This is a genomic window from Psychrobacter sp. PL19 (genome assembly GCF_017875835.1).
Classification (GTDB): domain Bacteria; phylum Pseudomonadota; class Gammaproteobacteria; order Pseudomonadales; family Moraxellaceae; genus Psychrobacter.
The window spans coordinates 429484-441711 of sequence record NZ_JAGING010000001.1 but is presented as its reverse complement, the minus strand read 5'-3'; the positions used below and the strand labels follow the sequence as shown (position 1 = coordinate 441711).

11 protein-coding genes are annotated in these 12228 nt (G+C 44.8%); 8 read left to right on the top strand and 3 right to left on the bottom strand.

The features are described from left to right. Positions 1–40 precede the first annotated feature (40 nt). The 3 genes from panC (at position 41) to yjgA (ending at position 2533) form a co-directional block, all read left to right on the top strand. Positions 41–922: a pantoate--beta-alanine ligase gene (gene panC, locus H4W00_RS01770; RefSeq protein ID WP_209955840.1), complete on the top strand. Its 882-nt coding sequence runs from the start codon at positions 41–43 to the stop codon at positions 920–922. 86 nt (positions 923–1008) lie between these two features. Next, a complete protein-coding gene (rapZ, locus tag H4W00_RS01765; RefSeq protein WP_209955838.1) occupies positions 1009–1974 on the top strand; it encodes an RNase adapter RapZ in 966 nt (321 codons plus the stop codon). Between the two features lie 49 nt (positions 1975–2023). After that, positions 2024–2533, top strand: a complete 510-nt coding sequence (gene yjgA / locus H4W00_RS01760; protein ID WP_209955836.1) for a ribosome biogenesis factor YjgA — start codon at positions 2024–2026, stop codon at positions 2531–2533. Between the two features lie 152 nt (positions 2534–2685). Here yjgA and H4W00_RS01755 read toward each other — a convergent pair whose 3' ends face one another. Then, on the bottom strand, positions 2686–3306 hold the full coding sequence (locus H4W00_RS01755; protein WP_209955833.1) for a thiol:disulfide interchange protein DsbA/DsbL: 621 nt from the start codon (positions 3304–3306) through the stop codon (positions 2686–2688). 441 nt (positions 3307–3747) lie between these two features. On the opposite strand from H4W00_RS01755, the gene ubiG reads away from it, so the two are divergent. The 4 genes from ubiG to H4W00_RS01735 all read left to right on the top strand — a co-directional run bounded on the left by ubiG (position 3748) and on the right by H4W00_RS01735 (position 6764). Next, positions 3748–4578, top strand: coding sequence for a bifunctional 2-polyprenyl-6-hydroxyphenol methylase/3-demethylubiquinol 3-O-methyltransferase UbiG (ubiG, locus tag H4W00_RS01750; RefSeq protein ID WP_442966421.1), 831 nt, complete (start codon positions 3748–3750; stop codon positions 4576–4578). Positions 4579–4746: 168 nt separating this feature from the next. Further along, positions 4747–5457 (top strand): HAD family hydrolase, encoded by a 711-nt coding sequence (locus tag H4W00_RS01745; protein WP_209955831.1) that lies wholly within the window; start codon positions 4747–4749, stop codon positions 5455–5457. 45 nt (positions 5458–5502) lie between these two features. Next, positions 5503–6345 (top strand): YciK family oxidoreductase, encoded by an 843-nt coding sequence (locus H4W00_RS01740; RefSeq protein ID WP_209955829.1) that lies wholly within the window; start codon positions 5503–5505, stop codon positions 6343–6345. Between the two features lie 152 nt (positions 6346–6497). After that, entirely contained in the window at positions 6498–6764 is a 267-nt protein-coding gene (locus tag H4W00_RS01735) for a DksA/TraR family C4-type zinc finger protein (protein WP_209955827.1), read from the top strand. 109 nt (positions 6765–6873) lie between these two features. Here H4W00_RS01735 and H4W00_RS01730 read toward each other — a convergent pair whose 3' ends face one another. Together H4W00_RS01730 and ompR are read right to left on the bottom strand one after the other, a co-directional pair. After that, the gene (locus tag H4W00_RS01730) at positions 6874–8121 is read right to left on the bottom strand and encodes a CobW family GTP-binding protein (protein WP_209955825.1); all 1248 of its coding nucleotides are present in this window, start codon (positions 8119–8121) and stop codon (positions 6874–6876) included. Between the two features lie 66 nt (positions 8122–8187). Continuing rightward, positions 8188–8952, bottom strand: coding sequence for an osmolarity response regulator transcription factor OmpR (ompR, locus tag H4W00_RS01725; RefSeq protein WP_209955822.1), 765 nt, complete (start codon positions 8950–8952; stop codon positions 8188–8190). Between the two features lie 505 nt (positions 8953–9457). Between ompR and H4W00_RS01720 the strand changes: the two genes are divergently transcribed. Beyond that, positions 9458–12034: a Tex family protein gene (locus H4W00_RS01720; protein ID WP_209955820.1), complete on the top strand. Its 2577-nt coding sequence runs from the start codon at positions 9458–9460 to the stop codon at positions 12032–12034. Positions 12035–12228: the final 194 nt, after the last annotated feature.

Below are 12228 nucleotides of genomic sequence, written 5' to 3'. Positions count from 1 at the left end.
ATGGGTTTGATTATATTTAGCAAGAGAAGAAGAGTTAGTAATGCCCATTATTCATCATCGTATCAAAGAATTGCGAGCAGCTGTAAAACCCTATCGCAGCCAGCAGCGCGTTGCTTTAGTGCCTACTATGGGTAACCTACACGACGGGCATCTTGAGCTAGTTAGACTTGCCAAACAGCATGCTGATATTGTGATCGTGAGTATCTTTGTGAACCCTACTCAGTTTGGAGTGGGGGAAGATTTTGACAGCTATCCACGTACCCTTGATGACGACGTTGCCAAGCTTGCGACGGTCGAAGCCGACTATGTCTTTGCCCCTAGTATCGATGAGATGTATCCGGTTTTGCCGCCACCTACCTTAATAAGGGCGGGCACTATCACCGATCAGCTGTGTGGACAATCGCGGCCCGGTCATTTCGATGGTGTCGGTATTGTGGTCTCTAAGTTATTTAATATCATACAGCCTGATATAGCGATATTTGGGCAGAAAGACTATCAGCAATTAGCGATCATTAAGCAATTAGTACGTGACTTGAGTTACCCGATCGATATTGTTACTGCGCCCATTGTCCGTGCTGTTGATGGACTAGCTTTATCATCGCGTAACCAATACTTGAGTAGTGCAGAGCGGAAAATAGCACCAGTATTACACCAAGAATTACAGTGCTTGGCACAACAGTTCGTGGATCGTAAGCACATTGAGCAGGGGTCTGACATCCTAATAGCAGAAGCTGGTAAACGCATTACTGCGGCTGGTTTTGTTATTGATTATCTAGAGGTAAAAACAGACCAGCTAGAATCACTATTAAATAATGATACCGCAGAGTCTCAAACTGAAGCTCAAGATTTGATTATTTTAGTGGCTGCGGCGCTTGGGCGAGCGCGCTTGTTGGACAATCAACTAGTCACTGTTAATCAGTAGTAGAGCAAACTAGAAAATAGTGATGACCGCAGATGCAATAGCAGTAGAAACAACTTGATGTACACAATGTACTAGGATGATAAACCATGGAATCCGCCGACAACGATAGGAATACCAAATCAGCAGCGCAGGTAGCGTCGACATCATTGTCTGATGATAACCTCAGTATTCTTGTCGTATCAGGGCGCTCAGGATCAGGCAAGACTTCCGTATTAAATATTCTAGAGGATTTAGGCTACTACTCTATTGATAACTTGCCGTTATCATTGGTTCCTGAAGCTGCTCAAAAGCTAGTCAGTGAAAGTGGTATCAGACGCATTGCGCTTGGCGTCGATATTCGTACCCCACGTGCAGATTTATCTAACTTTTCAGCGATTCATGACGCGCTAAAACAGGCTTATGGCGAACAGGCTGTCAAAGTGCTGTATGTGACTGCGCAAGAGTCCACACTGGTGGCACGCTTTAATGCTACTAGACGTGTGCATCCGTTAATGTCACAAGACGCTGAGGGTGTAGAGCATACGGTTTATAACTTGCCAGCTGCTATCAAAAAAGAAGTGCAGCTACTGGAACCAATAGGTAGACGGGCTGATATCACAATAGATACCAGTATGCTGAATATTCATCAGTTAAAAGAGCGTCTCCGTGATTACACTGGGGTGGACAATCAGATTGTTATTAATCTATTATCGTTTGGTTTTAAATATGGCAGTCCCATCGATGCTGACTTCGTATTTGATGTGAGGATTCTGCCCAACCCACACTGGAATCCTGCCTTACGTACCGCGACGGGCCTTGATGCTGAGGTCGGTGAATTTTTTGCAGATTATCCAGAAGTGGCAGAAATGACCGGCGATATCGACGCATTCTTAACACGTTGGTTGCCAGATTTTTTACACAATAATCGTCATACTGTGACGGTTGCGATTGGCTGTACTGGCGGTAAACATCGTTCTGTGTTTATCACAGAGCAATTGCAGCGTAAGCTTTCAAGCAGTCTGCCACAAGGCTTGACGGTCGCTGCTAAGCATCGTGAAAAACGCCGCTGGTAAGCACTGAACGCGCCCTTTATCTTATTATTTATTATTTTGGAAAGCTTTTATGATTGATTGGTCAGAACACGACATGCGCGTTTCGCGCACCGAACTAAAAAAAGCCCATGAGCGCTTACAAACGCTGTCGGTACCGCTGTCGGGCTTATCCAAAAAGCAGCTAAAAAAACTCCCTGCTAGTGACTATTTTATGGCAGAGTTAATGGCGCTTGCTGACATTACCAGCGCTAATGCGCGTATCCGCCAAACCAAACGGGTTGGCAAATTAATTAGTGAAGAAAACCGTCATGAACTGGTTAAAGCGTTGTTTGAGGCGTTCTTTGCTAATGAACAAGTTGCTAAAATCGAAAGTTGGGCTGAGCGCTTGAATATCAATGATGAAGGGACGCTCAAGCAGTTCGTCAAGCAGTACAAAGCATCAGAACGCAACAGCCTGTATCAGCTGCTTTTATGGATTGAATACGCCAAGCACACGCAAGATGACGAGCTGATGCAAGAGTCTAAGGAAGATTTGGTCAGCTATATTCGTGAAGTGGCTATTCTGACAGAGTTAAAATAGGGCTTAAAAAGGTATTTTAATAGATAGATAGATAAATAAATACAAAAAAGCCAATCTTTAACGATTGGCTTTTTTGATGGGTTTGTCCTGTCCTAGAATGAGTTGACACATTCAGGACGATATTATGAAACTATTTATTTTATTATAGACCTCTATTTTTTCGCAGCGCGTTCTTTAGCGACTAGGTAGTCGACCACTTTAGCGACCTCATTGCCTTCACCAGTTACTACATATTTGCCCTGTACCACGACCGCAGGTACACCAGTTAATTGGTAACGTTTAGCACCTGCTTGTGAACGGCCAATCTTAGTACCAACGGCAAAAGAGTTATAAAGACTGTTGAATTTCTTTTGATCCACACCTTTTGAGGCATACCATTTGCTTAATGACGCTTGATCAAATAGTTTTTTGCCATCTTTATGAATCGCCTCAAATAGGGCGTCATGGGTCTTATCCTCATAGCCCAATAGCTGTGTGGCATAAAAACCACGAGCACTGGCTTCCCAAACAGGATTCAGAGCTGCTGGGGTTTTAAAGAATGCCACGTCCTTACCTTTAGTTTTTGCCCATTTTTCCATAAGTGGGTTAAGATTATTACAATGTGGGCAGCCGTACCAAAAGAACTCCCGGACAATGATAGCGTCACCGCTGATTTTTTCAGGATTATCCAGCACGCGATAGTCTTTTCCGGCGACATAATCGGCGGCTTGTACGCCCATATTGGCTATCCCGATGGCAAACGCCAGACCCGTCAATGCGATGGCACGTTTCATATTTTTTCCTTGAGGTATAGAGACTTAAGGGTTTCTTAAGAAGTTGCTTATGTTTTAAAGTGAGTATTCTAAAATGAGTGTTTTAAAGTGAATCGACAGAGTTTAAAGCCAATAATCTGTCAAGCGCAATCTAACTATAATAACGTAAAATGACGGCGGTTGTGAACTGTATTCTTAACTAACGGTTGTAAAGCTGTGAGGCATTATTAACAGTCATTCATTAATGCCCATTATCGCTGAAAAATATACGAAATATATGATAATAGGCCGTCAAAAACAGCTAATATCTAATGAATGATGTACTGATTCACCTGGTTATTAATATCGTTATAAACCTCTAAAAGTATTCACAATCAGGCACACAAGCTTTCACGACAAACGGTCTACTCTCATGCTAACATTAACCCTAATTAACAAGAATGATAGTAAAGGAAAAACGCTATGAGCTCAGCTGCTTCTTCTTCTTCGCAGTCTAACGACATGCAAGAGAACACCAGTACAGATGATATTATGACTGCCACCACTAATGTTGATCCTAGCGAAGTTGATAAGTTCAATAAACTGGCTGGCGAATGGTGGGATAAAAATGGTGCGCTTGCGACCTTACATGAGATTAACCCGCTACGCCTCAACTGGATAGAGGCAAATACCAAACGTGGCTACCTTAGTAACGATATAGATAAAACAGCGGAGATGGGTCTGTCTGGCAAAAAAATTCTCGACGTTGGCTGCGGTGGTGGTATCTTAGCTGAAGCGATGGCACGTCGCGGTGCTGACGTGACCGGTATTGATCTCGGTACTGAAAACTTAAAGGCAGCCAGCGTCCACGCCACCCAAAGTGGTTTAGATGACACCTTACGTTATCAACATATCCCCATCGAAACCCTAGCAAAGACCCAAGCTGGACAATTCGATGTGGTGACTTGTATGGAAATGCTAGAACATGTCCCTGATCCTAGTGCCATTGTCCAAGCCTGTTTTGAGTTATTGGCACCAGGCGGTGTTTGTGTGCTGTCCACCATTAACCGTAACCCCAAGTCTTATTTATTTGCCATCGTTGGGGCAGAATACGTGCTGCGTTTGCTAGATCGTGGAACTCATGATTATGCTAAATTTATCACCCCAGCTGAGCTGGATAAAATGGCCCTAAACGCAGGTTTTACGCGGCAAGATATGATTGGACTACATTATAACCCCCTAACCAAACGCTACTGGTTGGCACAAAATGTCGATGTCAATTATATGATGGCAGTGCAAAAATCACTGGCTTAGGTGGTCGTCCCAATGAGAGATATCTTTAGCAAAACCGCTGTTTGATAAAAGAGGCGTTGATGATAGTTATAATCGAGTTAACTCATAGTTAACGTTGGTAGTGTCGTTCAATAATTCAATTATCTACCTCGACTACTGAACATTTCACTAATAATAAGAGCCTATATTATGACCCAGTTTGTAAAAGCTGTTCTATTTGACCTTGATGGAACCTTGATCGATACCGCTGCTGATTTTGTACGCATTATTGGTAAAATGAGTAGCGAAAACCATTGGCAACCACCCGCCGAGGCTGACATTCGTGAGCAAGTATCTGCTGGCGCATCAGCGATGGTGCAGCTTATGCTGCGGCATAATGAGCAACTAACAACCAATGAAGAGGCGCTACTAAAATTTCGCCAGCAGTTTTTGGATGATTATGAGGCCGAGATTTGCGTGGACAGTTGCGTATTTCCTGAACTTGAAGAAGTATTGACCACACTTGAGCAAAAAGGCGTGCCATGGGGCATTGTCACTAATAAGCCGCGTTATTTAGCAGAGCAGCTGTTAAAGGTTATGCAGTTAGATGAGCGTTGTGCGGTCTTGGTCTGTCCTGATGATGTATCACGTCCCAAACCTGATGCAGAACCCATGTACTTGGCACTAGAAAAGCTTGGTATTCCTCGTGGGGCGTCAGGTTGTGTCCTGTATGTGGGTGATCATGTGCGTGATATCGATGCAGGTAAAGCTGCTGGCATGCCGACCATTCTCGCCGCTTATGGTTATATCCCGCCTGAAGACCAGAAAAGCTTGAAGAAATGGGGTGCAGATTATATTACCGAGACCCCTGAACAGTTGAATAAGCTACTGTTATCCTCAGGTAAGTTTGAATATCTATAAACAACCATACTTCCAATTATTAAATGTTAAGTAGTGAGTAATGCCATGAGTGACCGTACAAATCAGCCAGCCCACCAAAACACCGACCAAGAACAACAAGTTGAGCCACGTCCCGAGTCGCTGTTGTCCCACGATGATATTCGTAACTTTGTACCAGCAGAAAATTGCTTAGACGGCAAGACGATCTTGGTGACGGGTGCGGGCGATGGTATCGGACGGGTAGCCGCATTGACTTATGCCCGCTATGGCGCAACGGTACTGTTATTAGGCCGCACTAGTAGCAAGCTTGAATATGTTTATGATGAGATTGAGAGTTTTGGTGGCAAACAGCCAGCGATGCTACCGCTGAATCTTGAGAGTGCTACTTATGCTGAGATGCAGCAGATAGAGGGAATGATTAATAAAGAAGTTGGACAACTTGATGGCATATTGCATAATGCTGGCATACTAGGTGAGTTGACACCGCTTGAGATGTACGATGTGGATATCTTTGCTAAGGTGATGAAGGTCAACTGTACCGCCACCTTTATGCTCACTCAAGCATTATTACCGCTGCTCAAAGACGCTGTACATGGTTCTATCGTCTTCACCTCTAGTACAGTGGGTACCCATCCTCGTGCGTTCTGGGGCGCATATGCGCTCTCTAAACAAGCGACTGAAGGCATGAGTGATATCTTCACCCAAGAGACTCAGAACACCACTAATTTGCGTTTTAACTGTATTAATCCTGGTGGCACCCGTACCAATATGCGCGCCCATGCTTTTCCAGGTGAAAACCCGATGTCTCTCAAAACACCAGAAGACATCATGGCAGGTTATGTGTGTCTAATGAGCGATGCTAGCGTTAATGTGCGCGGCCAAGTAGTGGCGCTGCAACCTAAAAATTAGTGGCGATTGTGCAGGGTAAGGGACCTTATTTTAGTGCTTTTTTCATACACATCTATATATTGAAGTTAACGCTAAATAACCCCATCTATCTGTTATAAAAAACTTTTATAGTATGAATAATAAGCCATCAATAAATTAAAGAGGGTACAATTATGGCAGGTGGATGGTCAAGAGATGGGGCAGAGCACGAACAGATGGATGCAACGGTCAGTGATGCCCTAGATCGAGTCAGGAGCTCACTACCGAAAGGTGAGAGTGCAGAATTATGTGATGAATGCGGTAATGCCATACCAGAAGCGCGGCGAATAGCAGTGCCAGGGGTGCAACACTGTGTTGGTTGCCAGACTGAACTTGAGCAAGAAGCTAGGGCGGCTGAGCTATTCAATCGCCGCGGCAGTAAAGACAGTCAATTGCGTTAGCAGGTAGTTATTGATTGATAAAAAGAGGCTAGCGTTGATATTCAACGCTAGCCCTTTTTTATGCTAATTATTCTATCAAATTTATCTCTAGTTATTTATGTCCGGCTATTTATGGTTGGCTATTTGACGGGACAACCAGCGCCATCAATTCACGGTCACAGCGTTCCCATTCTATTAACGATTGCTGCTCACTCTTAGTCTCTGAGCTGTTATTACCTACCCTAGTAGTGGCATTGCTTTTTATATCTGAGTCAGCAAGTAAAATAATCTCTAGTCGGCTATCAATCTGTGCGCTGGTGGTGGTAATGGTTAAGCTATCGGGCGTGAAATTTAGTTGTAGCCAGCCATCAGAAGTATTGACGATACCCTTGATACGTTGCCAGTTTGGCAGTTGTAATAACCATTGTTGTAACTCGTCAGCAGCAAATGTCCAATGCGGTGGTAATCGCCACCCAGCTAATAGCATGCCTTGCTGTTCCTCATGATAACGATAGGGTAGCTCATTTTGCCCATCTGCCTCAATACTAGTGTCAGCATTAGCATTTGTAGGCATGTTGGACGGCAAGTGGGTAGGCGGGGTTAGGCTCACACGAGACTTCTCTATATTTGCTATGCGTTGCTGAGAAATAGTACGACTGGGCTTAATAAGCTGGGCGGCTAATTCTGTTAAATAAGGGTTCGAAGGTTTTATAACATCGAGGTTGTTAGTTACTGCTTGACAGTGAGGTGTCGTTTGCGGTTCAGGCGCTGTCTCAGAGTCAGCAGTTGCCCATATTATTTTTGCTGGTTCGTTTAACGTCGCAATCCACGCTTGCAAATCTTGCCGGCAAGCGCTGCTCAGCTGCTCGTAACGATTAATCACTAGCACATCAGCATCGCGGACATGCGCTTGAAAGCCATGGTGCGTGCGATACTTCTCTTGTTGCCATTGTAAGCCGCTCAGCACCGTAATGACCGCTTGCATGCTCAAGGCTGTCTGCCAGTGTGGCGCACTGAGCTGACGTATCAGCTCGCGTGGATGCGCCAGTCCGGTCGGCTCAATAATCAGCCGCTGTGGGTGATGATCACTTAACAGACGTGTAATAGCGATTTGTAAGGGCAGTTGACTGGTACAACAGATACAACCACCGCTGACTTCGCGAATGGCTATACCGCCTGACTGACCTTTTGCATCGAGTGTATTTTTTAGTAGAGCACCGTCAACACCAATACGACCAAATTCATTAATCAGTAATGCCCAGCGCTGTTCAGCCGGCTTAGTGGCAAGTAATTGGTTAATAACGGTGGTCTTGCCAGAGCCCAAAAACCCTGTCACAAGTGTGCAGGGTATATTTTGAATGATTGCGGAGGCGTTCATAAAAAATGGGTCATAAAGGCCGGTTCATAAATACAGGGTCATAAGGCGTAAAACGCTCAGCGACAACTAAACAGGCGTTGCAGCAGGAGCTTCTGGTTCTGCTTCGTCAGGCACAAACACATAGCCGACGCCCCATACGGTTTGGATATAACGCGCTTGTGAGGGATTATCCTCAATCAGACGACGTAGACGTGAGACTTGTACATCGATAGAACGTTCCATCGCGCCCCATTCACGGCCACGGGCAAGGTTCATCAGCTTGTCGCGCGTTAATGGCTCGCGTGGGTGCTGTACTAAGGCTTTTAGTACTGAAAACTCGCCAGTGGTCAAGGTCACTACCGTACCATCGCGTTTTAGCGTACGGGTAGATAAATCAAGCGTCCACGGTCCAAATTCAACCACTTCTAGCTGATAGCTTGGCGCACCAGGTAGCTCACGATTTTGACGACGCAATACCGCTTTGATACGGGCTAACAGCTCTTTTGGGTTGAAAGGCTTGGGTAAGTAATCATCGGCGCCGGCTTCAAGTCCAGCAATACGGTCAGCATCACCGCCTTTTGCAGTTAACATGATAATTGGAATATCACTGTTATCTTCACGTAGACGTTTACAGATGCTAATGCCATCCTCGCCCGGAAGCATTAGATCTAAGACCACTAGCGAGAACAGTTCGCGCTGCATCAATTTGTCCATCTGACTGCCATCATGAGCGGTACGGACGACAAAACCATCATCTTCTAGAAAGCGTTGTAGCAACGAGCGCAGACGCGCATCATCGTCGACCACTAAAATACGCTGAGTCAGGGTGTCGGGACTTTTATTGTCAGTCATGAAGGGATCCTTTAATAAACATTATTATTGTCAGAAGTTATTGAATGATTTGGCAGCTTATAATTCATAAGCCAATCGATGCTGTTGTTATTAAGGTGCTGCTATTGTTAAACAATCATTATTGGTTTTTATTCAGCCATTATTATCAGATTATTAGTATTTAAACCTGGCGAACTTTTTAATAAAAATGCTGATAAAAATCAACCTTGCCTTTATATTGACTTGCGTTATTATGGTTTACATATTAAGCACAACCTTTGTGCAAGAGATTACTATTGATTGATATTTATAACGTTACTGCTTTAGTGTATAAGATTGCACCCCTAATTGCATCACCCATAGACATAAATGCTGTATGGGTTTGTTTAATAAGGGCTCAGAAACTAATATATAGCGTAATTTACGCCATAAAAATAGTAATAAGTAACGAAAATATAAAAAGGATTTTTATTCATGCAGCTTTTGCTATAATGCCAAACACCATTTCTCAACGATTGATACGTATATGAGTAGCATTGATACCTTAACGTCATCTCAGGCCCCGACAAATGCACAGGGGTTGGATGCAACCACACACGCGAATATTCACGACAAGCTTGCTCGCGCGCTTGGCATTAAGACTGCTCAAGTCAATGCGTTTGTGAAGCTGTACGATGAAGGGGCAACGGTCCCATTTATTGCGCGTTACCGGAAAGAAAAAACCCAAGACCTTGACGACGCACAGTTGCGCGCGCTAGAGAAGTCGCTCAACTATGAACGTGATATGGCAACCCGCCGACTCAAAATCGTAGAATTGCTGAGCACGCAAGGCAATTTAACAGACGAGTTGCAAGCCCGCATTGATAATGCGACTTCCAAGCTTGAGCTGGAAGATATTTACCTGCCATACCGTCCACGCCGTCGTTCACCAGCAGCTAAGGCCCGCGCGGCAGGTCTAGATAATGCAGCACAAGCGGTCTTGACCCAAGAAGTTACCCCGACAGAAGCATTAGCAGGCTATCAAACGCCCACTAGCATTACTGATGATAGTGGTAATGATATTGAAGTCGACTTTAGCGATTTAGACAAGCAACTGGCTGGCGTGCAAGCCATCATCGTCGATGAATGGACGCAAGCGTTGGATCTGCTAGACAATCTGCGTAACGGCTTTGCCAAAACGGCAAGTATCGTGTCGGCAGTAGCCAGTGACGAAAAGCGCGAAGTGGGCGAGAAATTTAAAGATTACTTTGAACATAGCGAAGGACTGGCGCGTTTGCCCAATCATCGCTTATTAGCCATGCTGCGTGGTCGTCAAGAAAATGTCCTAGGTCTGAAGATCGAAGGCGAAGATGCTCCATTCATTGACAAAATCGTTAAGCATTTCGATATTGATACCAAGGCTCCAGATGCCCGTCGTGAATTTTTGACTGAAGCGGCTAGTAGTTTATGGAAAGATAAGTGGCGCCCACATATTGAGCATCGTTTATTGACTGAAAAGCGTCTGACCGCTGAGTCTGATGCCATTGACGTGTTTGCCAATAACTTGCAGCACTTATTGATGTCAGCACCTGCTGGCCGTAAAGTTATTTTGGGTGTTGATCCTGGTATCCGTCATGGTGTGAAAATGGCTATTATTGATGCCCAAGGTCATGTCATGCTCAATGATGCTGACCAGCCAGTCATTGCTACCGTTTATCCTTTTGCACCTGATAATAAAATGGCTGAAGCTAAAACAGTTATTGATAAATTACTAAGCACTTATCACGTCGATTTAGTCGCTATCGGTAATGGTACCGCCAGCCGTGAAACGGATGCGATGGTTAAAGAAATTTTAGCCGCTAATGATAAACTACAAGCCAAAGCCGTTATCGTTAATGAGTCCGGCGCCTCGGTTTACTCAGCTAGTGAGCTGGCTAGTGATGAGCTGGCCAATATGGATGTCTCTGTACGCGGAGCGGTTTCTATCGCCCGCCGCCTACAAGATCCCTTATCAGAGCTGGTCAAGGTCGATCCAAAAGCTATTGGTGTGGGTCAGTATCAGCATGATGTCAACCAAACGCAATTGGCTGATAGCCTTGATAAAGTGACTCAAGATAGCGTGAACGCGGTTGGTGTTGATGTCAATACTGCCAGTCCTGCAATCTTGGCGCATATCGCGGGTCTTAATCGTAACGTTGCCCAGCAAATTGTTACCTATCGTAAAGAACATGGCGCCTTTGCTAGCCGTGAAGCTTTAAAAGATGTGCCACGCCTAGGGGTCAAAACCTTTGAGCAGGCCGCAGGTTTCTTACGGGTGTATGACGGCAGTAACCCACTCGATGCGACTGGTGTACATCCAGAAAGCTATGCGCTAGTGGATAGCTTAGTAGCCTTGTCTGGCAAAGGTCTGGCCGAAATACTCGGTAATGATGGTGTGCTCAATACCATTGATACTGCTACCCTTGCTGCCAATGATGACAATATCAGTGTCAAAGCTATTATGGAAGAGTTGGCTAAACCTGCACGTGATCCACGTCCTGAGTTTAAAACGGCTAATTTCCGTGATGACGTGAATAGCATTAAAGATTTGACTGAAGGCATGACCCTAGAGGGTGTCGTTACCAACGTGACGGCCTTTGGTTGCTTCGTTGATGTGGGTGTACATCAAGATGGTTTAGTACACATTTCACAGATGGCCAATGATTTCGTCGCTGACCCGATGAACCGTGTCAAACCAGGTGATATCATTTCTGTACGTGTGATTGCTATTGATGAAAAGCGTGGTCGTATTGGTTTTAGTATGAAACCAGAAGTCGCAAAACCGACGCGCACTGCTAATAAACCTGCTGCGGCAAGTAACGGTAGCAATGACAGCAATGTTAGTAGTGATGACAAAGCCAGTCGTCCACGTAGCACCCGTCCAGATGCCAATAAACGCCCGTCAGCACCGCGCGGCAAGCGTCCTGATAGAAGTGGTGACAACAAGAGTGATAAAGGCAACGCAGGCGCCACGACTAATACTCGTAGTAGTACGCCGAAGGCCGCCAAATCAGAAGCGCCTATCAAAATGGGTACTCTTGGAGCATTATTAAAAGAAGCTGGCGTGTCTAAAGGCAAGAAGTAATGGGCCAAAGACCCTACAGCGGTATTTAAACTGCTTACTCACAATCAGTCATTAAAAAAGGCAGCCATCAGGCTGCCTTTTTTTGGTCGTAATAATGCAACAATTTTTACATCAATGTGTCGTTGCTCTATGGCGTAATCTAGGCTCAATAAAACGCTCATTTGGCTTTATTTTTGCTGCTAATATAATAATAA